The organism is Butyrivibrio sp. X503, from assembly GCF_003625475.1.
Taxonomy (GTDB): domain Bacteria; phylum Bacillota; class Clostridia; order Lachnospirales; family Lachnospiraceae; genus Butyrivibrio.
Genome location: NZ_RAIQ01000003.1, coordinates 167,169 through 189,329, shown reverse-complemented (window position 1 = coordinate 189,329; position 22,161 = coordinate 167,169). Strand labels below are relative to the sequence as shown.

General features: G+C 44.1%; 19 protein-coding genes and 3 tRNA genes. 18 read left to right on the top strand and 4 right to left on the bottom strand.

Annotated elements, in window-relative coordinates; all coding sequences use genetic code 11:
- Positions 1-165: 165 nt before the first annotated feature.
- The 3 genes from D6853_RS06300 to D6853_RS06290 form a co-directional block, all read right to left on the bottom strand.
- Positions 166-250: transfer RNA gene (locus D6853_RS06300), tRNA-Leu, on the bottom strand.
- Positions 251-305: 55 nt separating this feature from the next.
- Positions 306-388, bottom strand: a tRNA-Leu gene (locus D6853_RS06295).
- Positions 389-471: 83 nt separating this feature from the next.
- Positions 472-804: a hypothetical protein gene (locus tag D6853_RS06290; RefSeq protein ID WP_120657187.1), complete on the bottom strand. Its 333-nt coding sequence runs from the start codon at positions 802-804 to the stop codon at positions 472-474.
- A gap of 54 nt (positions 805-858) precedes the next feature.
- Here D6853_RS06290 and D6853_RS06285 point away from each other — a divergent pair, with 54 nt between their 5' ends.
- The 7 genes from D6853_RS06285 to D6853_RS06255 all read left to right on the top strand — a co-directional run bounded on the left by D6853_RS06285 (position 859) and on the right by D6853_RS06255 (position 9,408).
- Positions 859-2,427, top strand: a complete 1,569-nt coding sequence (locus D6853_RS06285; RefSeq protein ID WP_120657186.1) for a sensor histidine kinase — start codon at positions 859-861, stop codon at positions 2,425-2,427.
- A gap of 3 nt (positions 2,428-2,430) precedes the next feature.
- Positions 2,431-4,011 (top strand): response regulator transcription factor, encoded by a 1,581-nt coding sequence (locus D6853_RS06280; protein ID WP_120657185.1) that lies wholly within the window; start codon positions 2,431-2,433, stop codon positions 4,009-4,011.
- A gap of 132 nt (positions 4,012-4,143) precedes the next feature.
- Positions 4,144-5,847: an extracellular solute-binding protein gene (locus tag D6853_RS06275; RefSeq protein WP_120657184.1), complete on the top strand. Its 1,704-nt coding sequence runs from the start codon at positions 4,144-4,146 to the stop codon at positions 5,845-5,847.
- A gap of 95 nt (positions 5,848-5,942) precedes the next feature.
- Positions 5,943-6,890, top strand: coding sequence for an ABC transporter permease (locus D6853_RS06270; RefSeq protein WP_120657183.1), 948 nt, complete (start codon positions 5,943-5,945; stop codon positions 6,888-6,890).
- 12 nt (positions 6,891-6,902) lie between these two features.
- Entirely contained in the window at positions 6,903-7,814 is a 912-nt protein-coding gene (locus D6853_RS06265) for a carbohydrate ABC transporter permease (protein WP_120657182.1), read from the top strand.
- A gap of 235 nt (positions 7,815-8,049) precedes the next feature.
- Positions 8,050-8,134, top strand: a tRNA-Leu gene (locus D6853_RS06260).
- Positions 8,135-8,610: 476 nt separating this feature from the next.
- On the top strand, positions 8,611-9,408 hold the full coding sequence (locus tag D6853_RS06255) for a hypothetical protein (protein WP_120657181.1): 798 nt from the start codon (positions 8,611-8,613) through the stop codon (positions 9,406-9,408).
- 138 nt (positions 9,409-9,546) lie between these two features.
- On the opposite strand, the gene D6853_RS06250 is transcribed toward D6853_RS06255, so the two are convergent.
- Positions 9,547-10,926, bottom strand: a complete 1,380-nt coding sequence (locus tag D6853_RS06250; RefSeq protein ID WP_147367719.1) for a 1-acyl-sn-glycerol-3-phosphate acyltransferase — start codon at positions 10,924-10,926, stop codon at positions 9,547-9,549.
- A gap of 157 nt (positions 10,927-11,083) precedes the next feature.
- Here D6853_RS06250 and D6853_RS06245 point away from each other — a divergent pair, with 157 nt between their 5' ends.
- From D6853_RS06245 to D6853_RS06195, 11 genes are all read left to right on the top strand, one after another.
- Positions 11,084-11,707 (top strand): VOC family protein, encoded by a 624-nt coding sequence (locus D6853_RS06245; RefSeq protein WP_120657179.1) that lies wholly within the window; start codon positions 11,084-11,086, stop codon positions 11,705-11,707.
- Positions 11,708-11,738: 31 nt separating this feature from the next.
- Entirely contained in the window at positions 11,739-12,209 is a 471-nt protein-coding gene (gene ybaK, locus D6853_RS06240; RefSeq protein WP_120657178.1) for a Cys-tRNA(Pro) deacylase, read from the top strand.
- Between the two features lie 67 nt (positions 12,210-12,276).
- The gene (locus D6853_RS06235) at positions 12,277-12,696 is read left to right on the top strand and encodes a hypothetical protein (protein ID WP_120657177.1); all 420 of its coding nucleotides are present in this window, start codon (positions 12,277-12,279) and stop codon (positions 12,694-12,696) included.
- A 66-nt stretch (positions 12,697-12,762) separates the two neighbouring features.
- The gene (locus tag D6853_RS06230; RefSeq protein ID WP_120657176.1) at positions 12,763-13,395 is read left to right on the top strand and encodes a DUF6465 family protein; all 633 of its coding nucleotides are present in this window, start codon (positions 12,763-12,765) and stop codon (positions 13,393-13,395) included.
- Positions 13,396-13,400: 5 nt separating this feature from the next.
- Entirely contained in the window at positions 13,401-13,712 is a 312-nt protein-coding gene (locus tag D6853_RS06225) for a hypothetical protein (RefSeq protein WP_092244651.1), read from the top strand.
- A 108-nt stretch (positions 13,713-13,820) separates the two neighbouring features.
- Positions 13,821-14,828, top strand: a complete 1,008-nt coding sequence (locus D6853_RS06220) for a deoxyguanosinetriphosphate triphosphohydrolase (RefSeq protein ID WP_120657175.1) — start codon at positions 13,821-13,823, stop codon at positions 14,826-14,828.
- A gap of 62 nt (positions 14,829-14,890) precedes the next feature.
- Positions 14,891-16,669, top strand: coding sequence for a DNA primase (gene dnaG / locus D6853_RS06215; protein ID WP_120657174.1), 1,779 nt, complete (start codon positions 14,891-14,893; stop codon positions 16,667-16,669).
- Positions 16,670-17,403: 734 nt separating this feature from the next.
- On the top strand, positions 17,404-18,579 hold the full coding sequence (rpoD, locus tag D6853_RS06210; protein ID WP_120657440.1) for an RNA polymerase sigma factor RpoD: 1,176 nt from the start codon (positions 17,404-17,406) through the stop codon (positions 18,577-18,579).
- Complete coding sequence (locus D6853_RS06205; RefSeq protein ID WP_120657173.1) at positions 18,579-19,406, top strand: class I SAM-dependent methyltransferase; 828 nt, start codon at positions 18,579-18,581, stop codon at positions 19,404-19,406. The genes rpoD and D6853_RS06205 overlap by 1 nt, the downstream gene beginning before the upstream one ends.
- Before the next feature lie 33 nt (positions 19,407-19,439).
- Positions 19,440-21,095 carry a nucleoside kinase gene (locus D6853_RS06200; RefSeq protein WP_120657172.1) on the top strand — a complete coding sequence of 552 codons (1,656 nt, stop codon included), beginning with the start codon at positions 19,440-19,442 and terminating at the stop codon, positions 21,093-21,095.
- A 22-nt stretch (positions 21,096-21,117) separates the two neighbouring features.
- Positions 21,118-22,155 carry an NAD-dependent epimerase/dehydratase family protein gene (locus D6853_RS06195; protein WP_120657171.1) on the top strand — a complete coding sequence of 346 codons (1,038 nt, stop codon included), beginning with the start codon at positions 21,118-21,120 and terminating at the stop codon, positions 22,153-22,155.
- Positions 22,156-22,161: the final 6 nt, after the last annotated feature.

Here is a 22,161-nt window from a genome sequence, read left to right as displayed (position 1 = left end):
CAATTCTCCTTCCGATAACATATAATCCCCACACCATTATACTAAATAAGCACATATTAATGCAAATTGCTGCAACAAAGTGTTAACAAAAAACAATGCCAAAGTCCCATCTTCCGCACTAAACAAAAGGAATCGGTTCATTGAACCGGTTCCTTTTTGGTTTAGTGCGGAAGATGGGACTTGAACCCACACGACATAAACAGTCACAAGATCCTTAGTCTTGCTCGTCTGCCAATTCCGACACTTCCGCATATATGCGCCCCGAAAGGGCTTATGAACTTCACCATTGCACCGGAAAGCTCCAGTGCAGGAGAAGGGACTTGAACCCTCATGTTGTTGCCAACACATGGACCTGAACCATGCGCGTCTGCCATTCCGCCACTCCTGCAAGCAACGTAGTTAATGATACCCACTTTTTCGGGCGCTGTCAAGAGGTTTGAAAGGCTAAATCAGACCTCTTTTTTATGCTGTTTACAGCATCGTCAACTTATCTACAAAGACACACAGTTTTCCCATAACATCCTTGCTCTCTTTGTAGCTGAAAGCCATAACGATTCCGCCGATAAACATTACGATTCCGATTATATCGACGAAAAGCACATTTGCGATGATTCCCGCTGAGAAAATAACGCAAGCGCATACAAAGATTCCCATGGTCATTATGATCTTTCTAAGCATTTCGTGCTGGAGTATATCTACATGAAGCCCTATCTCTTCTTTTTCCTGGTCAACCTCTTCTTCGGATAGAACGTCAAAATCAAGCTTTTCAAAGTGTCTTATGTAGTCTCTGAATCTTTTTTCCAAATCATTCACCTCCTTGAATATACGCTGTAAATTTCATGTGATAAAATAGTCTCTATGAAAAAGAAACTAATTATACTATACATGTTTTTTGCAATAATTCCACTGGTAATAATGGATGCGGTCGTGATCGGCGGTATTTTGCGTACCGAGAACACCAAAACAATGCATGAAATGGAAAGTGTAGCCGATGCTGTCAAATACACGTGTCAGGAAGAGGTTGAGACAGCTGCGAGGCTTGCCAGGAGCATCTATACCAGTAGGTACATATATAATTACATGAACAGAGAGTATTCGTCTCCTCTTGAGTACTATGATGCCTACAGAGATTTTTTTGACGATACGCTTGTTAATGTGGTTGCAGGACAGAGTAATGTTGAATACGTTATCTACACGGACAACGATACGATTGTGAACGGATCGCAGTTTCAGCATATTGATAGATGTAAGAGGCAACCCTGGTATATATATACTCAAAATACCGGCTTGGATATGGGGCTGTATTTTTTCTACGGAAGGAACAGTGCAGGCACGACTGAAAACGCCAGAAGAGTTTACTTTATAAAAAGGCTGGACTATTTTGATCACAATTCCAAAAGTATTCTTTTGATCAGTCTTGATTATACCCAGTGCAATACGCTTCTTTCGAACATGAACTATGACATGGCGGCATATGTGTGCGACAATGACAGGATTCTTTTTTCAAACAAAAAAGATTCGAATATAGCACAGCCGTTCAGGAGAGTATCGGAGCTTACCAACATCGGATATACTGCGGATATGCAGATATATAATCAGCAGCTCAAGATTCATGTGATAAACAACGGACAGAGCAGAGAAGGTTGGCTCAAGAACTGGGGCTGGCAGCTGATTGTTTTGGGACTTATAAATGTAATCCTTCCCGCGGCACTTATGCTTAGGATTAACAGGATCGCATACAGTTACAAGCTAAGAGAGCAGGAGATGGTGCTGACGAGGCAACACGCTGAGCTCCATGCGCTCCACAGTCAGATCAACCCGCATTTTCTTTTTAACGCGCTTGAGAGTATAAGAATGCACAGCATTATCAAAAAAGAGTCGGAGACTGCGTACATGGTCGAGAAGCTCGCCAAACTCCAGCGTCAGTACACCGAATGGGATCATGACAATGTTACTGTCAAACAGGAGCTTGAGTTTGTAGAGAATTATCTGGAGCTTCAGAAATACAGATTCGGTGACAGACTTTCGTATAATATAGAAGCAGACGACGAGTGCTTGGAATACAACGTTCCCAAATTGACGCTCGTTACGTTTGTCGAGAATGCCTGCGTTCACGGAATAGAGAGTAAGATCACGAACGGCTGGATCTTCCTTAGGATCTATAAAAAAGATGATATGCTGAACATCGAGGTTGAGGACACCGGAAACGGAATGCCCGAGGAAGAAGCAGGGAAGCTTTTGGATTCAATGAGAAATGCCAGTATAGAATTGCTACAGAAAAAGGGAAGAGTCGGTGTTATCAATGCATCGCTCAGACTTAAGATGGTGACAGACAATAAGGCTGTTTTCGACATTGATTCGGAAGAAGGCATCGGAACGATCGTTACGATCAAAATACCGAGCGAGAGTTTGAAAGGAATTATATAAATAATGCTGAAAGTTTTACTTGTTGATGATGAGCCTTTTATTTTGCAGGGACTTAAGGTCCTTCTGAATTGGGAAGAGGAAGGCTTCGAAGTTTATACCGCACTTGATGGCGTGAGCGCGCTTGAAGTACTTGAGAAAGAAAAAATAGATCTTGTGATCGCGGACATCAAGATGCCCGGGATGAACGGAATTGAGCTTCTTAAGAAAGTACGAGAGAGCGGAAACGATGTCTTTTACGTTATCTTAAGCGGATACGCCGAGTTTTCTTATGCGCAGGAAGCGCTCAGATATCATTGCAACGCATACATTCTTAAGCCTGTTGAAAAAGACAGTCTTGAGGGCGTTCTTAAAAAAGTTATAGAAAAAAATAAAGATAAAGAGATTGAGGCGAGCAGAAACAATAAGCTTGTCAAAGCCTTTTTTGAACAAAACTTACGCGCGGCTTTCAGAGGAAAACACAGCGAAGATCACATCGAATATCTCACCGACAAGCTCCCGGATAACGGACAGATGCGCTATGTCGGAATCGAGCTTGATTTTAGCGAGGACGACGGCGATTATTTCGGAGAAGAAAAGAACAACTATATTACTAAGCTCTATGATATTGCTTCTGAGTATCTTGATGATTATTCTTACCTTCTTGTAAGAGACGGATTCGGCGATGAGAACGTTTATGACATAGGTTTTTTGTATCTTAACTTCCTTGCCAAAGAGCAGCAAAAGAGTGACGAAGAATATCTTAAAGAGATGATTGCTCATATAAAAAGAGTAAGCGGACTTCCTATAGTTATGCTTGTCGGAAGGACCGTAAACGGCGTAGACGCTATCTCAAAGTCTTTTACCAGCGTGAGCATGCTTCATTCGCTTCACGGATTCAGAGAGAAAAAAGATATTTATTTCTATGAAGAAGAATACCAGATAACTGATAAGGGAATTCTTTTATGTAAGAACAAGCTCGACGAACTGATCTCGGCAATTGAACTTAATGAACAGGTCAAGATCAAACAGAAGGTCGATGAGTTCCACAATGAGATGAAAAAAACCGGAATTACCGGAAAGACTATGAATCTCAACATCAATTATCTTTTGTTCCAGCTTATTCATATCGCGACCGAGCAGGACAGTGAAGTTAACCAGGAAGAGATCCTGAGACTTATTTCCGAGAATGCCTATGAGCAGGGCATCAAGAGAGGCTCCAAGACGCACCTTTACAGGATGGCATGTGAGTACGGCGAGTATCTTGCGCAGCTTCGGAAGAAAGAGTCAAAGGGCGTTCTTGCCAAGGTTGAAGAAGAAGTAAAAAACAACTACGCAAGCAACATAACTCTGAAAGAGCTCAGCGAAAAGTACTATGTAAACAGCGCATACCTTGGACAGCTTTTTAGAAAAAGACACGGATGCACATTTAAAGATTATCTCAACAGACACAGACTTGATGAGGCAGCGATGCTTCTTAGAAAGACCGATGAAAAGATATATATCATAGCCGAAAAAGTAGGCTACAAGGACGTTGACTACTTTGTAAACAAGTTCATTGAGGCTAAGGGCTGCACTCCCGCCAAGTACAGAAAACAGGAATCATAACCCCGAAAAATTTATAAACTATACTTTTTCAGGATTCTATAATTTGACCTACTTTTTTATATATTTCCTCCCATGTTTTGATTGACGATTTTTAATACAATGGTCATATCAAAACAAGGAGGATTCTTTTTTATGAAAAAGAGAGTGATTAGCATGTTGCTTGCAACGCTCATGGTTGGTGGAGCGCTTGCTGGATGCAGCAAAGGTAATGCCGGTGGGGGCGCTACTGCATCCGAAGATGGCGGATCAGCAGGTGACGGAAAAGTAAAAGAGTTCACAGCATTCTTTTCAGTTCCTCACGCTGAGATCAATGACGACAATGAGATTCAGCAGATCATTGCCGAGAAGACAGGAGCTAAGGTAAAAGAGACTTGGCTTACAGGTCAGACTGCAGAAGAGGCAGTTGGAACACTTATCGCCGGCGGTGAGTATCCTGATTTCGTAGATGCAGGAGACGGATCCGTACAGATGTATGAGGCAGGAGCACTTGTAGCTCTTGATGATTACCTCGATTCAGGCAATTATCCTAACATCAAAGAATTCTTTACAGATCAGGAGTGGGATTCACTTCGTCAGAGCGACGGAAAGATTTATTGGATTCCTCAGTTCTCTAACATCTATGGTGAAGAGAGAGTCTGCGCACACAATGACGAGGCTTTCTGGATCCAGACAAGAGTTCTTAAAGAAGCAGGCTATCCTAAGGTAGAAACAATGGATGAGTACTTCGCTCTTATCGAAGATTATTATGAGAAGCATCCTACAATGGAAGACGGAACTCCTATCATTCCTTACACAATCCTTTGTGAGGACTGGAGATATTTCTGTCTTGAGAACGCACCTCAGTTCCTTGACGGATATCCGAATGATGGTTCTGTTATCGTTGATACAGATACAATGAAGATCGTTGACTATAACACAACAGATACAGCTGTTAAGTACTTCAAGAAGCTCAACGAGGAGTACAAGAAGGGTATCGTTGATAAAGAGTCATTCACACAGACATATGACGAGTACATCGCTAAGCTTTCAACAGGTTGCGTACTTGGTATGATCGATCAGTGGTGGGATTTCGCATACACAGCAGGTGATGCTCTTAAGGCAGCAGGCCTTGATAAGCAGGGTTGCCAGTATGTTCCTCTTCCGATCACAATCGATAAGGGAATGAAGAACCAGTGGCACAATTCAGGCGGAATCGTTCATACAAGTTCAGGTCTTGCTATTACAACAAGCTGTAAGGACGTTGAAGGCGCTCTTAAGTTCGTAGATGACCTTCTTAGCCAGGAGATCATGGATCTCAGATTCTGGGGCGTTAAGGATGTTGACTATCAGGTTGGCGAAGACGGAATGTATTCCAAGACTCAGGAAATGAGAGACAACGACGCTGATACAGCATACAAGGCTTCTCACAAGTGTGAGTATGCATATTTCCCTCAGTGGGAAGGAACAAGCAGAGACGGCAAGAATGCTATGAAGCCTGAGCAGCAGGAAACAGAGTTCTATGATGGACTTTCTGATGACCTCAAGGAGTGCTTCAATGCATACGGTGTTAAGACATACGTTGAGATGCTCGGAACAACACCTGCTCCCGGACCTTGGTATCCTATGTACACATTCTCACAGACTATGACAACAGCTACACCCGGTGGTACAGCTTGGAGAAGCATGGAGGATTGCAAGCACCAGTATCTTCCTAAGGTTGTTATGGCTGACGACTTTGAGGCAGGATGGAAGGAATACATGGATGCATACAATGCATGCAAACCTGAAGATTTCCTTTCAGAGATGCAGACAGAGCTCGACAGAAGAGTTGCAGAAGCAGCTAAGTACGAGAACTAATTAAAATAATATATAGCGGGCCTTCTTGGTATTCTAAAGAATGCCCGCTATTTTTTTGAAATTTAAGCGTAATAATATTTAAAGGAGTAAGTTTTATGGCTCAGCAGAAAAAAGATAAGCTTTCCAACATACCGAAGGCAGAACTGGTTAAGCAGTTAAAAAGACAGTGGGTTCTTATTGTATGGTCAATTTTCTTTGTTGCATACGGACTTCTGTTTTACTATGCACCGCTTGTAGGATGGCTTATGGGCTTCCAGCAGTATAAGCCCAAGGACGGAATTTTACATTCCAAATGGATCGGACTTGCGAAGTTCAAGTCGCTTTTTTCCGATGCAACTTATCTCGGAGTAATCAGAAACACACTTGCTATGGGTGTTATTAACCTTATAGCAACAACTATCATGGCAATCCTTTTTGCCATTCTTTTGAACGAGATTGTAGGAGTTAAGAAAAAGAAGGTTGTTCAGACTATTTCATACCTTCCTCACTTTTTATCATGGATCATCGTTACGGGTATCCTTCATGATGCTCTTTCGGGATCAGGTATAGTTAATGAGCTTTTACTTAAATTTCATATCGTTCCTCAAGCCATTAACTTTTTTGCACACGAAGAATATTTCTGGCCGATCGTTGCCTTTGCCAATGTTTGGAAGGAAACCGGTTGGAATGCAATTATATATTTGGCAGCAATCACAGCTATCGATCCCTCTTTGTATGAGGCAGCCGCAATTGACGGCGCCGGAAGATGGGATAAGATCAGATACGTTACAATTCCCGGAATCAAGTCAACCATCATTATTCTTCTTATCATGAATGTTGGTAACGTACTTAACGCCGGATTTGAGATTCAGTACCTCCTTGGTAACGGACTTGTTCAGCGAGTATCCCAGACAATTGATATCTACGTTCTTAAATGGGGTATCAGCCAGATGGACTATTCACTTGGAACGGCTGCGGGTATCTTTAAGAGCGCAGTTAGTATCGTTTTGATATTGATCTGTAACGAAGTCGCTAAGCGTCACGGCGAAGAAAGATTGTTCTAAGGGAGGTCCGCAATGAGTAAATCTGAAGTAATTACAAAAAAGAAAAAGAAGCTATCCGGTGCGGATATCGCTTTCTATACATTTAATACGATATTCATGGCAGTATTCGTTATCGTAACGCTTTATCCTGTTTTGAATACACTTGCCATTTCGTTTAACGACGGTCTTGATGCGTTAAGAGGTGGAATTTACCTCATTCCCAGAAAGTTCAGTATCAAGAGTTACGTAACTGTTTTGAAGAAGGATGACCTTCTTGTAGGTGCTTACATCTCTGTAGCAAGAACGATAGTGGGAACACTTCTTTCACTTGTTACCTGCGCTATTCTTGCATTTATCGTAAGCCGTAAGAACTTCCTTTTTGCAAGACACCTTTCACTGTTCTGGGTTATCACAATGTATGTTAACGGTGGTATGATCCCGATCTTCCTTTTGTACAAGGGACTTCATCTTACCAACACATTCTGGGTATACGTTATCCCCGGAATGGTATCAGCCTTCAACATGCTCGTTATCAGAACTTATATGAACGGTATCCCCGACAGTTTCGAGGAATCGGCTCAGCTAGACGGTGCAGGTTATACGACGATCTTCCTGAAGATCATTTCACCACTTTGTAAGCCTGTTTACGCTACAATAGCTCTTTTCGTAGCAGTATATCAGTGGAACTCTTGGTTCGACGTTATGCTCTACAACAGAATGAGCAACAAACTTACAACTCTTCAGTATGAGCTTATGAAACTCCTTGCTTCAGTTACCAGCCAGAGTACATCAGCTCAGTCAATGAAGAACTCAACAAGCTCCATCACACCCGTTTCAATGCGTGCGGCAGCAACTATCGTTACAATGCTTCCTATCGTATGTATCTATCCTTTCTTACAGCAGTACTTCGTAAGCGGACTTACACTCGGTGGTGTTAAGGAGTAATTAGAATAAGTAGACCGCTATAATCTTCCTTTTTGAAATATTATTATCGAATAAAGGCCTGTGGAATGACGATTCCGCAGGCCTTTTTCGCTATTAATATACGGATATTTGAATCTAAATTATTCGCGAAAAAGATACTGGAAATTTTTCCAAAAAAATTTGAAAATTCTTGTTGACGAAAGGCATAGACTTTGCTATTATAAACAAGTCGCCACGAGAGAGATGACGACGGTTTGCGGAAGTGTCGGAATTGGCAGACGAGCAAGACTAAGGATCTTGTGACTGTTTATGTCGTGTGGGTTCAAGTCCCATCTTCCGCACGAAAATCAGCTCAGTTGAGCTGATTTTTTTATATCATGAATTAGGCATGGTTAAAATCATGACTATTCATATCACAAAGCCCTTCTGTGGCTATGTGAATTCTATTTATCTGTTGGCAATTCGCCGACTATTTCGCTGTTTTGATTATTTTTGTAATGGATTTATTGATTGAATGGGGATTATTATGCGCCCACACCGCTTGTGGCGGGTAAGTTGCGCGTGGGCGGTGCCAAAACAAGTGCTCGCACCGCCTACAGAGAAAAACAAGCACAGCAGCGGTGCAAAATAAAGCGTCCGTACCGCTTGCAGAGAAAAACATGTGTAGCAGCGGTGCCAAAACAATTGCTCGCACCGCCTACATAGAAAAACAAGCGCAGCAGCGGTGCAAAATAAAGCGTCCGTACCGCTTGCAGAGAAAAACATGTGTAGCAGCGGTGCGTATGCCGGTTATACTACAGAATTAAGGAGAATAATAATGATAGATTATATGAAAGAGTTGTCAGCTCAGTTGAATGATTTACGAGATTTGATAAAAAGAGTTGAGAAGAGAAAGCAAGAATACAATAAGCTTCCCAAGGGTAGTATTCGCGTTACATCGTGTCGTGGCGTAAAACAATATTACTTAAGAAACCTTGGGTCGAATAAGGAAGAGTACATCTCCTCACAAAACAAAGAACAAGTAAGGCTCATGCTTCAGCGAGAATATGATGAAAAGCTTATTAAAGAGCTATATAAGCAAGAAAAAAGACTGGAAAGATTCCTTAAGAACCATGACATCGCCAGAATCGACAGCATATACGAAAATATGTGCGCCGGCAGAAAAGAGCTGGTGACGCCGGTTAAGCCAACACAGAAGATGAGAGTGAATAAATGGCTGGATGAACATCAGGGGCAGAAGAACACAATCAGCGCTGCACCTTTGTATAAGACCAACAAAGGCGAAATGGTCAGATCAAAATCAGAGAAGATACTTGCTGATTACTTCTATAATCTCAAGATTCCCTATGCTTATGAATCAAGCTTTATGCTGCATGACGGAAGAGTGGTATACCCTGACTTTGCTTTGTATAGCGTAAGGAAAGACAAGACAGTCTATTGGGAACATCTTGGCCTTGTTGATAATCCCGAATATGCAATCAAGAACATAAAGAAGCTTATTGATTATGAAAAGAGTGGCCTCATACTTGGGGACACATTGTTATTATCTGCAGAAAGCGCAGAAAGTCCGCTCAATCTCGAAGCTATAAAAAAGAAAGTGGAAGCGGTTTTATGATCGCCGTATGTAAACGACGCTAGCCGGCTTACATACGGTTGATCACCAATAATAAAAGAGTGGTAATAATGTCAAGGCTGTGAAGCACCGCCGCAGGCGGGGCGCCTTGAAATGATTACCACTCTTTTATATCTAATATCACATCGCTTCTTCGGAAGCTCTGAGTCTTTCAGGGATACTAAGCTTGTACATTTCTTCTGTCGCAAGTCTTACCTTAGCGACGTTCACAGATTTATCCTTTGGAAAACAGTAGTACTGAATATCCATTGTTCCGATGCTTACCATGTCACCGATCTCGTACCAGAAGTAATCTGCGTAGAGAGAATAGGAATTCTTGGCGGACTGGTGATATTCAAGCTCGCCGCCGCATCCCGTAAGTTCGAAGCCGTTTAAAGAGTGAACAAGGCGGCCTTCGCCGACCTGATAAGCGGCTTTGGTATCCTTCACAACTACGATATCGACGGGGATATCGAGATAGTACTTTCCTTCGGCGATTTCCTTCTTTACCATGTCGCGCTCCCAGCGATACCAGTCAGAGACATAGCTGAAGTCGTAGGCATCATACTTATCGGCAACAGCCAAGTCGCCATATGCAACATCTTCACGCTCACCGGTGCTAACACTTGCCGTATCCTCACCCGTTTCCGCATCCTTCCTCACAAGAGCACCGTCTTCTTCAAGTTCCCACGTCGCGCCGCAGCTTCCGCAAGCTATCTCGAAGCCGCTTGATCTCATCACTCTTTCTTTTCCGCAGACAGGACACTTGTATAAAACGCGCTCAAGCCCCTCGGCTCTGAAAGGTTCAGTGACTTTGATTCCGCTTTCGCGTTGCCATCTCCAGTGGTCAAATGAAAACTCTTTTTTCAATATCTCATTGAGCTCTTTTACACTCTTAGACTTGATGTCATCTACAGATAAAAGATACTTAACCGTTGCCTTCACAGCCACATCGCGTTTACGAAGCCCGTTATATAAAGGGTCTCTGTGGAAGGCGCCCTCGGTGGTTATCATTACAACAGGCACGTTAAAGAGCTTAAGGCACTTTCCGACACTTGATGGAAGAGCAGTAGCCGTTCCGTCAAAGCTGTAGCTTGCTTCCGGGTACATGAGCACTGAACTGCCAAGATCCTTAAGGCAATACACTATGTCTTTTACCAGAGGCATGTCCGTGATGAACTTGCGCGCCGGAATGCAGCCAAGGCTCCTCATAAGCCATTCTTTGCCGACAAAGCCGTCCAAAGTCATAACGATGTGATACTGCCTGTCGGAAAAAAGCGTCGAGAAGATCTCAAGGTCCGTAAACGAAGAGTGATTCATAAGGAAAAGACAAGGCTCATCTTTGCCAAGCTTTTCCATGCCATCAAACTCATAAGTGAAATTGCAGTCCTTAAGGTCTTTTGCCGACAAGGTCTTCATGAGAAAGCGCCAAAATACGCGCTGTTTCCTAGGCGTTTTGTTCTTGTATGCGGGCGTTTGCGCCACTTCTTTATAGTTTTTTTGTACTAATTTAATCTTCAAAATATTGTCCTCTTTAAAATACTTTACTATTATCTTTGAATAGGGTAAAGTATGAACATATCTTTTATAAAAACTTATTTCACGGATGGGATAGGTCAATAATTTATCTGATGCCGAACGGGGGGTATGGCAATGATTTTTTGGAGGACAGTATCAGATGAGGTTAGGGCATGTAATTTATGCGGTAAAAGACCTTGAAAAAGCGGTCAAGGAGTGGACCAACAGAGGTTTTACAGTTGAATACGGGAAAATGTGCAAGTCACACAACGCATACATATATTTTTGCGAGGGACCGTATATTGAGCTTGTTGAAGGCGGCGGAATGTCTAAGTTTCAGAGGAAGCTTACAGCTGTTTTCAAGGGAAAAGAACTGGCTAAGAGATTTGAGGAACTTGCTGAGCACCCTGAAGGCTGGGCATGTTTGTGCATAGAAAAAGAATCGGGCAATCTCGAAGGAGAAGTCGATTATCTTAGAAGTATCGGAATTGAAGGCAAGTATATAAAGAAAGGTAGCAGGACCGACTCCAAGAACAGAAATCTCAAATATAAGTGCTATTATACATATGATTACAATATGCCTTTTCTTATGACATATTTTGAGGGCGCAGATCCCAAGCCCGTTGATTATATGCATCCCAACGGTGTAAGATCGATCTCCAAGGTTGTGTTCCATACGACCAAGAAGTACGCCAATACCTTAAGAGGTCTTGTAAGAGACGAAAGGCTTGAGCTTATCGAGACCTTCAATACCGGAATAGAGAACGTGGAGTTTAAGAGATAATGCCTATTAAGGCTTGTCTCGAAGAAGCAACATGAACGAAAAGACCAATGTAATGCGCGTTTTGCAGCAAAAGAAAATAGAGTACAAGAGTTATTCGTACGAGCCCGATTCAAGTCTTACGGGCGGCGAGATTGCGGATATACTCGGAGAGCCCAAGGAGAGAGTGTTCAAGACTCTTGTGACCGAAGGCAAGGCGAAGACTTACTATGTTTTCGTTATTCCCGTGGAAAAAGAGCTTGATCTTAAAAAGGCCGCCAAGGCCGTATCCGAGAAGTCGGTAGCCATGCTCCCGTTAAAAGAGCTTTTGCCCCTCACAGGGTATGTGCACGGCGGATGTTCACCTATCGGAATGAAAAAGAGCTTTACCACAGTTATCCACGAGAGTGCGAAAGAGTTTGACAAGATCTTTTTCTCCGCCGGAAAAGTAGGATATCAGGTCGAAGTTGCGACCGAGGACCTCTCAAAAGTAATAAGATTTAATTACGCTGACGTTTGTTCATAAACGCAGCGTTTTTTTCTTATCTGTGCTATCATATTACTATACTTTTTAGACGTAGGAGGTTGACAGAATGGAAGAAAATCAGAACAATATCGCAACATCCAATGACGCGATACTTACAGAACTACGGGACCTTTCAAAGAAGCGTCTTTTTTATCAAAAAATATCTACATGCTGCATAGCGGGAATGCTTGCAGTGCTTCTTATATGCGTGCTCATCGTTATACCAAAAGTCAGCACGACACTGTCTCATATAAACAGCGTGGCAACCAAAGCCGAGACATCGCTTGAAAGTGTCGACAAAATGACTGACAGCATCTTAAAAGCCAGCGAGAACATGAACAAGCTTGTTGACGATAACGGCGAGAACCTTGCGGCAGCCGTTAAATCGCTTTCCGAAATAGATTTTGAAGGATTAAACAAAGCGATCACCGATCTTCAGGACGCTGTAGGACCTTTGGCGTCGCTTATGAAGAAGCTCGGAAGATGACATAACATTTAGAAGGCTCTTTTGACCAAGCAATAATTCAAACGCTTGAATTACGGAGGAAAAATCATGGGAAAGAAATCTGCAGAAGAAACATTTAAAGAAATCGCCAAAGAAGTTACCAAGGCCGCAGGACCTGTTATCAAGGCTGCGGAGCCTGTTATAAAGGATGTCAAGGAAGCAGCCAAGCCCTACATGGACAAGGCAGAGCCTTATATAAACGACATCAAAGCCAAGGCAGAGCCTGTATATAAAGACATCAAGGCTAAGGCAGAACCTGTCTATAAGGACATTATTTCAAAGGCAGAGCCGGTGTACGACGATGTAAAAGCCAAGGCTGAGCCTATATACAACGACATCAAGACCAAGGCAGAGCCCTATATCAATAAGGCAAAAGAAAAAGCGGCTCCCGCAGCGGATGCTGTAAAAAGAAGCTCCAAGAAGGCAGCGGATGTAGCTAAGAATGTCGGAAACGACTTAAGCAAGACAGCAGCAAAGCGCAAATGCAAAGAAGAGGTCTTTGTTCAGTACAATCACCACGAGGTGAGGGCAACGGACATCGTTGAGAGAGCAAAGGCTGACTACGTCGCAAAGGGCAACAAGATGACCGATATCAAGGAAATTCAGGTCTACATCAAGCCTTCGGACAACGCGGCTTACTATGTTGTCAATCACGCAGATACGGGAAAAGTTGAGTTTTAAGAATTATGGCTATTGAATTACACACATTTTTTAATCTGTCACATTATGAATACGGCGAGGCATTTTTCGGAAGCTACAAAGGAATGAGATACAGGCTTGCCAGAGAACCGCTTGAGAACGTTAAATTCGTTCCGGTGGATCAAAGAGGTCCTGCGACGCTTATGGCGACGGTGTGGCCCGAGCCCAATTCATACGCCCATACGGACGACAGCCTCAAGACCAGCGAGAACTTCGAAGTATCGCAGGAAGGGCTCGAGAAGGCCGTTGAATGGTTTAATGAGCAGTATGAGAGCCGTATTACGGAATGGACGAAATAAAAATAAAATTTTTTTGAATCAAAAAAAGGAAATCGCAAACCCACGTCGAATATTATTGATGTGGGTTTTTTCTTTCCAAAAGTCACCCCACGGAAAAGAGACTTTACTTTGAAAATTCGAAAGCAGCTCGAAGAAAGAGAAAAAAAGTTCTTAAGTAAGCATGCTACTCTAAGCATGAATTCCAGAGGAAGAGAAAAAGAAGAAAAGCCATGCGACATCAGGCCGTGCTTCCAGAGAGACAGGGACAGGATTCTTTATTCCAAGTCCTTTAGACGTCTTAAGGATAAGACGCAGGTTTTTTTGTCTCCGGACGGCGACCATTACAGAACCCGCATGACGCATACATTGGAGGTTTCGCAGAACGCGAGGACGATTGCGAAAGCTCTTTTGCTTAACGAGGACCTGACTGAGGCGATCGCGCTCGGACATGACCTTGGACACACTCCCTTTGGGCATGCAGGAGAGAGAGCGCTCAACGAAGTCAATCCCGGAGGCTTTAGGCACAACGAGCAGAGTCTTAGGATAGTTGAGACCCTGGAGAACTACGGAAAGGGCATGAACCTTACGTGGGAAGTCAGAGACGGCATACTTAATCATGAGCTCAACTTGACGCCTGCGACGCTTGAAGGCAAGGTTGTAAGGCTTTCCGATAAGATCGCATATATGCATCACGACATGGATGATGCTATAAGAGGCGGTATCATGAAGGAGAAAGACATCCCCGAGAGACTCGCCAAGACGATCGGCCATACCAACGGAGAGTGGCTTGATACCTTTATCCACGACATCATCGCAACCAGCATGGACAAGGACGATATAACGATGTCTGCGGAGATCTACGAAGCATTTTTGGAGCTTCGTGAATTTATGTTTGCAAACGTCTACACGAACCCGATAGCCAAGGGGCAGGAGGGCAAGGTAGAAGAAATGATCAAGATCCTTTACGGATATTATCTTGAGCATATAGATAAGCTCCCCGATTATCTGAAAGCAATGCTGGATGAGGGCGAGACCAAAGAGAGGATAGTCTGCGACTATGTAAGCTCAATGACGGACAGATATGCCGTTTCCGTCTTTGAAGAGGTTTACATTCCAAAGTCATGGACGGTTCTGTGATAAAGACGCGGTGTGAGGCGATAAACCCGCGACGAAATACAAATGTGTAGGAGACTAATTATTTGCGCTACTCAGATGAATTTATAGAAGAGGTGCGCTCCCGCAACGATATTGTGGACATAGTCGGACAGTACGTCCATCTGCAAAAGAAGGGCGCCAATTATTTTGGCCTGTGTCCGTTCCACAATGAGAAATCCGGTTCTTTTTCGGTATCGCAGCAAAAGCAGATGTTCTACTGCTTCGGATGCGGAGCCGGCGGGAATGTCATCACTTTTTTGATGAAATATGACAATTTAACATTTCAGGAAGCGGTAAAAGAGCTGGCGGAGAAAGCCGGCATGAAGCTTCCGGACGAAGACGATTCTCCGGCCGTAAAGGCCATGCGCGATAAAAAGCAGATTCTTCTTGATATCAACAAGGAGGCCGCCAAGTATTACTACTATCAGCTTAGGGGTAAGACTGGGCAGAAGGGAATGGAGTACTTCCGGGAAAGAAAGCTCACCGATGAGACGATGCAGCATTTCGGACTGGGATACGCCAATATCTCAAGCCATGATCTTGTTGATCATCTTAAGGGACTGGGATACACAGATGCCCAGATAATCGATGCGGGGCTTGCTTCGCATGACGAGAAGATGGGAACGCACGACAAGTTCTGGAACAGAGTAATGTTCCCGATACAGGACGCATCACAGAAGGTTATCGGCTTCGGCGGACGAGTCATGGGAGACGGAAAGCCAAAGTATCTCAATTCACCGGAAACACTCATTTTTGATAAGAGCAGAAATCTATTCGGACTTAACTATGCCAAGAATGCCAGGGCAGGTTATATGATAATCTGCGAGGGCTACATGGATGTTATAGCCATGCATCAGGCGGGCTTTAACATGGCGGTCGCATCGCTGGGAACGGCGTTTACGACGGGACAGGCCATGATACTTAAGCGGTATACGGACGAAGTCATCCTGTCATACGACAGCGACGAAGCCGGAACCAAAGCGGCTCTTAGGGGAATAAAGATCCTGAAGGAAGCGGGACTTCGAGGCAAGGTGCTCAACCTTAAGCCGTACAAGGATCCTGACGAATTCATCAAGAACGAGGGAAAAGAAGCTTTTGAAGAGCGGATAAAGAACGCGGAGAACACATTCTTCTTTGAAGTAAGGATCATGGAAGAGGCGCACGACATGTCGGATCCCGAATCCAAGACGGACTTCTACAAAGAAGTTGCCAAAAAACTCTGTGAGTTTGAAGAAGCTCTTGAAAGAGAAAATTACATAGAAGCGGTTGCCGCAAGATATAACATAGCGATCGACGACCTTAGAAAGCTCGTCACATCGTACGCGGCGCAGGGCGGAATGATAAAGACTTACGATAAGCCCAAATTCGGTATACAGAAAAAGAACTCGCCGGAGGACGGAGCCAAGAAAAACCAGAGGCTCCTGCTTACATGGCTTACCGATGAACCCGGGATATTCCCCAAGGTTTCAAAGTGGATAACGCCCGAAGATTTTTCCGACGACCTGTACAGGAGCGTTGCGAAAGAATTGTTTGAAGGAATGTCGCAGGGAACTTTTTCACCTGCTTCGATACTCGATAGATTCACCGATGAGGAAGAACACGGCAAAGTCGCCGAGATGTTCAACACGAACCTGATCGAGATAGAGACCAAAGAGCAGAGGAGGAAGGCATTCCACGACATAATATGCGGCGTTAAGCTTGCAGGATACGAGAGGCAAAAGAGAGAGCTTAAACCCGACGATCCGAACTTTTTGCAAAAGACGATCCAGGGAAAGAAAGATCTTGAGAAGCTCACGCACGCAGACATATCGCCGGATGATTGATGACGGTGATCATAAATAACGCATTATGAACAGACTTTTTTATCAGACATAAGTACTTAAGAGTTGGGTTAGAAAAAACTATTCAAAAAGGAAAAAATACGATGGCTAAAAAAGTTGTAGAGAAAAAGGAAAAAGAAATCAAGAAGACTGCAGCTAAAAAGACTGCAGAGAAGAAAACTGTGGCAAAAAAGGTTGAGCCCAAGAAGGCGGCAGCCAAAAAAGATATTAAAAAAGATACAAAGAAAGAGACGGTTACAAAGAAAGTGGCAGCAAAGAAAGAAGAAGTAAAGAAGACAACAACCAAGAAAGAGACAGCTAAGAAGGAAGAAACAAAGAAGACAGCGGCTAAGGCTCCCGCCAAGAAGGAGACGGCGAAAGCAACAGCCAAGAAGGAAGAGACCAAGAAGGCAGCAGCTAAGAAGGAGACGGCAAAGGAAGCTCCCGCTAAGAAGGAAACTGCCAAGAAGGAAACTGCAAAGAAAACAGAGCTCAAGAAAGCGGCAGCCAAGACAGAAGCAAAGGAAACTCCTGCAAAGAAGACTACAGTAAAGAAGGAAGAGGCAGCACCCAAGAAGGAGAAAGCTGCTAAGGCAGATGCTTCCAAGGCTAAGGAAGAAAAGCCCGCAAAGGCAGGAAAGAAAGTAACAAAGAAGGATGAAAAGGGCAAAGAGCAGGACGGTAAGGATAATGACGGCGAGCTTGACGAGGCTACAAAAGAGCTTTTCGCTCAGAAGATAAAAGAGATCCTCGCACTTGCAAAGAAAAAGAAAAACGTCCTTGAGTATACAGAGATAAGCGATTTCTTCACAGATCTTAATCTCAACGAAGAGCAGCTTGATAACGTTCTCGAGGTTCTTGAGAATTCGGGAATCGACGTACTTAGAGTATCAGAGGCAGATGAGGATGAGATCCCCGATGACGACGATATGCTCCTTACAGATGAGGACGAGGTTGATATGGAGAATATCGATCTCTCCGTTCCTGACGGAATCAGCATCGAGGATCCCGTAAGAATGTACCTCAAGGAGATCGGTAAGGTTCCGCTTCTTACAGCAGATCAGGAGATCGAGCTTGCTAAGTCAATGGAAGCAGGAATCGAGGCACTTAAAGAGATCGCCGATGACAAAGATAAAGGTAAGATCACTGCATCCAAGAAAAAAGAGCTTGATCAGATAATCTACGAGGGAGAGGAAGCCAAGAAGCGCCTTGCTGAGGCAAACCTTCGTCTCGTTGTAAGTATTGCTAAGAGATATGTGGGAAGAGGAATGCTTTTCCTTGATCTTATTCAGGAAGGTAACCTCGGTCTTATCAAAGCCGTTGAGAAGTTCGATTTCCGTAAGGGATTCAAGTTCTCAACATACGCAACATGGTGGATCAGACAGGCTATCACAAGAGCCATTGCCGATCAGGCAAGAACCATCCGTATCCCCGTTCACATGGTTGAGACTATCAACAAGCTCATCCGCGTAAGCCGTCAGCTTCTCCAGGAGCTCGGACGTGAGCCTCTTCCGGAGGAAGTTGCAAAAGAGATGAACATGCCCGTTGAGCGTGTTCGCGAGATCCTCAAGATCTCACAGGAGCCTGTATCCCTCGAGACACCTATCGGTGAAGAGGAAGACAGCCATCTTGGTGATTTCATTCAGGATGATAACGTACCGGTACCCGCAGACGCTGCTGCATTCACACTTCTTAAGGAGCAGCTCGTTGAAGTACTCGGAACACTTACAGAGCGTGAGCAGAAGGTTCTTCGCCTCAGATTCGGTCTCGACGACGGAAGAGCAAGAACACTTGAAGAGGTTGGTAAGGAGTTCAACGTAACTCGTGAGCGTATCCGTCAGATCGAAGCAAAAGCGCTCAGAAAGCTCCGTCACCCCAGCCGCAGCCGCAAGCTCAAGGATTATCTTGACTGATGCGTGATAAAGATATGAATCTTGTAGAAAATAGGATGTCAAAGCGCCTTTTGACCATCTGTGAGATGCTAAGAGGCGCAGGTGACATTGCTTTTGATCATAGCAAAGAAGAGCAAGGAAAGCAGATGCTTCGCACGGCTGATGTCGGATGCGATCACGGATACATATCCATCTATCTGATGCAGAACAATATATCTGAGTCTGCCATAGCGATGGATGTTCGAAAGGGACCTCTTTCCGGAGCCGCCGACAACATAAATGAATACGGACTTTCAGACCGCATTGAGACCAGACTTTCAGATGGGTTAAAAGAGCTTAAGGAAGGCGAAGTTAATTCTGTTGTCATCGCCGGAATGGGCGGAGATCTCATGAAGCGTTTGTTGGAGGATGCCGATCTTTCCGCACTCGGGATCAAGGCGGGAGTGTTGCAGCCGCAGTCCGAGCTTGATCTTTTCAGAGCATACCTTCGAGAAAAAGGTTATGTGATCGCGGATGAAAAGATTGTTTTTGAAGACGGCAAGTATTATTTTCCGATGCTTGTGATATTCGATGCAAAGAATGAGAGCAGTGCGCTTGAAAAAGCGACCGCATTGCTTTGCGATAAGGGCGGCGTTTCCAAAGAAGATGCGCTGAATATTTGTAACGCATACGGAGAACACAATATACTCTCTTCGAATCCTCTTTTGCATGATTACCTTGTATACGGCAGGCAGGTCGATGAATCGATAATTAAGAGCCTTGATAAGGATGCACATGCGGAGAGACTTTCTGAGATAAAAAAAGAGTTATTCTATATTGATTCGATTTTAAAAGCAGCTTTTTTATAAAAAATAATTCGAAATCGCAAGGAGGAAAGAGAAGTGCCTGTAATTAAGATTAACGGAACAGCAAGAGAATACGATAAAGGTACAACCTACGAGGAGATTGCAAAAGAGTATCAGCATGAGTTCAGATACAGGATCGCAGCGGTTATTTTTAACGGCAAGATCTGTGAGCTTATGAAAAAAGTTAAAAGAGACGGCGAGCTGTCTTTTGTAACGTTTGGGGATGATATCGGTCACAAGACCATGAGAAGAACGGCCGTAATGATGCTTATCAAGGCGATAAGAGACGTTGAAGGTAAGAACAGCGCTCCGTCTGCCAAGATTGAGTTTCTTATCGGAAACAGCTATTATTGTACGCTTCGTGACGGTATGGAAGTTACGGACGAATTTGCGCAGAAGGTTGCCGAAAGATTTAAACAGCTTGTCGATATGGCTATCCCTATCGTAAAGAACGTATATCCTATCGATGAAGCCATCGAGCTTTTCAGAGAGCAGGGAATGACCGATAAGGTAGCTCTTTTGAAATACAGAAGAAGTTCTGAGATCAACATCTACAAGCTTCAGGATTTCTATGATTATTTCTACGGCTACATGCTTCCGAATACATCTTATATCGAGAACTTTATGATAACGAGAAAGGGCGAGGGACTTATGCTTACCCTTCCGCCTAAGTCAGAGCCCGACAAGCTTATTATCCTTGAGGACAGAAACAAGCTCTTCAACACCATGAAGCTTGCAAGTGACTGGGGCGCAATGATGGGAATCGACAATGTCGGTGACCTCAACAACAAAGTCTGCGAAGGCAGGATCAACGAGATGATCCTCGTTCAGGAATCACTTCAGGAAAGAAGGATCGGTGAGATCGCATGCAAGATACACGATCGTCCGGACGTTAAGTTCGTTATGATCGCAGGCCCCAGTTCTTCGGGTAAGACGAGCTTTGCCAACAGACTTTCGATACAGCTTCGTACGTACGGACTTATTCCGCACCCGATAAGCCTTGATAACTACTTCGTAAACAGAGAGGATACTCCGCTCAATGCCGACGGAAGCTACAACTTCGAGTGCCTCGGTGCGATGGACATCGAGAAGTTCAACGAGGACATGGGTAAGCTCCTTAAGGGAGAGCGTGTCGAGATGCCTGAGTTTAACTTTATTACGGGCAAAAGAGAGATGAACGGCGAGTTCCTTCAGCTCGGAGATAACGACATCCTTGTTATCGAGGGTATCCACGGACTTAATGAAAAGATGACTTATGCGCTTCCCGCAGAGTCTAAGTTCAAGATCTATATAAGCGCACTTACGACGCTTAGCATCGATTCACACAACAGGATCCCGACAACGGACGGTCGTCTCCTTCGAAGGATCGTAAGAGATGCAAGGACGAGAGGTGCTTCCGCAAAGAAGACCATCAGCATGTGGGATTCAGTGCGTGCAGGAGAAGAGGAGAATATCTTCCCGTTCCAGGAGGATGCGGATGAGATGTTCAACTCAGCTCAGATCTATGAGCTTGCCGTAATCAAACCATACGCAGAGCCGCTTCTTTTCTCGATTGAAAAGGGTGAGCCCGAGTACTACGAGGCAAAGAGACTTCTTAAGTTCCTTGATTATTTTGTAAGTGTAGACAGCTCAATGCTTCCAAGAAACTCAATTTGCAGAGAGTTCGTCGGCGGAAGCTGCTTCAAAGTATAACTAGGCTTTAGAGAGTAAGGACATGAAATATACAAAAGAATATTGGGGAGACGTTGCTTCTTGTATCGGCAACATCCCCGAGATTGAAAAATTATATAACAAGAACCTACTTATAACGGGGGCTACGGGCATGCTCGCATCCCCCGTTGTTGATATTGTTTCTTTCCTTAATAGGGAAAAGAATGCAGGTATCAAGCTTATTATCGCAGGCAGAAACAGGCAGAGAACGCTTGATAGGTTTAAAGGCGTGCTTAAGGAAGAGGAAATTAAGTTCGTTGAGTTTGACGCCAATTATATGTACAAGCTCAACGTGGATGCCGATTACATCATTCACGCCGCAAGTAATGCCGACAACGGCATGTTTTTAAAAGAGCCTGCGGAGACTCTTTTTTCCAATGTAGTCGGAGTTAAGAGCATGCTTGATCTTAATGTGAAGAACAAGGGCAGCAGACTCCTCTACGTATCTTCAAGCGAGGTATACGGTGAGCTTCCGGAAAAAAGTGATTACATAAAAGAGACCGATTACGGTTATGTCGATGTCCTTAGCACAAGGTCATGCTATCCGAACGGTAAAAGAGCCGCCGAGACCCTGTGTTCATGCTATATCACGGAGTACGACGCCGATGTTGTCATAGCGCGCCCGGGATATATCTACGGACCGACGATCAAGAAATCAGATAAAAGAGCTTCCGCCGCATTTACTTTCGATGCGGCAGCAGGCAGAAATATAGTAATGAAGAGTAAAGGAGAGCAGCTGCGGTCTTATTGCTATATGCTGGACTGCGCGACAGCTCTTTTGACCATATTGTTGGAAGGAGAGTGCGGCGAAGCCTACAACATCTCCAACAAAGACGCGATCGTATCGATCAGGGATGTGGCTGAGGCACTTGCAAAAGCGGGCGGAGTTTCCGTTGTATTTGAGAATCCGTCCGATGCGGAAAAGAGCAGCTACAACACCATGAAGAATTCGGCGCTTGATGCTTCCAAGCTCGAAGCGCTCGGCTGGAAGGGCATGTACGGACTATCTGAGGGTATAGAAAGGACGCTTAAGTATCTTTAATGACTA

What these genes read in the sequence shown, in the direction of transcription:
- D6853_RS06285 (WP_120657186.1), top strand. Translation starts at nt 859, where the DNA reads ATGAAAAAGAAACTAATTATACTATACATGTTTTTTGCAATAATTCCA.
- D6853_RS06280 (WP_120657185.1), top strand. Translation starts at nt 2,431, where the DNA reads ATGCTGAAAGTTTTACTTGTTGATGATGAGCCTTTTATTTTGCAGGGA.
- D6853_RS06275 (WP_120657184.1), top strand. Translation starts at nt 4,144, where the DNA reads ATGAAAAAGAGAGTGATTAGCATGTTGCTTGCAACGCTCATGGTTGGT.
- D6853_RS06270 (WP_120657183.1), top strand. Translation starts at nt 5,943, where the DNA reads ATGGCTCAGCAGAAAAAAGATAAGCTTTCCAACATACCGAAGGCAGAA.
- D6853_RS06265 (WP_120657182.1), top strand. Translation starts at nt 6,903, where the DNA reads ATGAGTAAATCTGAAGTAATTACAAAAAAGAAAAAGAAGCTATCCGGT.
- D6853_RS06255 (WP_120657181.1), top strand. Translation starts at nt 8,611, where the DNA reads ATGATAGATTATATGAAAGAGTTGTCAGCTCAGTTGAATGATTTACGA.
- D6853_RS06245 (WP_120657179.1), top strand. Translation starts at nt 11,084, where the DNA reads ATGAGGTTAGGGCATGTAATTTATGCGGTAAAAGACCTTGAAAAAGCG.
- ybaK (WP_120657178.1), top strand. Translation starts at nt 11,739, where the DNA reads ATGAACGAAAAGACCAATGTAATGCGCGTTTTGCAGCAAAAGAAAATA.
- D6853_RS06235 (WP_120657177.1), top strand. Translation starts at nt 12,277, where the DNA reads ATGGAAGAAAATCAGAACAATATCGCAACATCCAATGACGCGATACTT.
- D6853_RS06230 (WP_120657176.1), top strand. Translation starts at nt 12,763, where the DNA reads ATGGGAAAGAAATCTGCAGAAGAAACATTTAAAGAAATCGCCAAAGAA.
- D6853_RS06225 (WP_092244651.1), top strand. Translation starts at nt 13,401, where the DNA reads ATGGCTATTGAATTACACACATTTTTTAATCTGTCACATTATGAATAC.
- D6853_RS06205 (WP_120657173.1), top strand. Translation starts at nt 18,579, where the DNA reads ATGCGTGATAAAGATATGAATCTTGTAGAAAATAGGATGTCAAAGCGC.
- D6853_RS06195 (WP_120657171.1), top strand. Translation starts at nt 21,118, where the DNA reads ATGAAATATACAAAAGAATATTGGGGAGACGTTGCTTCTTGTATCGGC.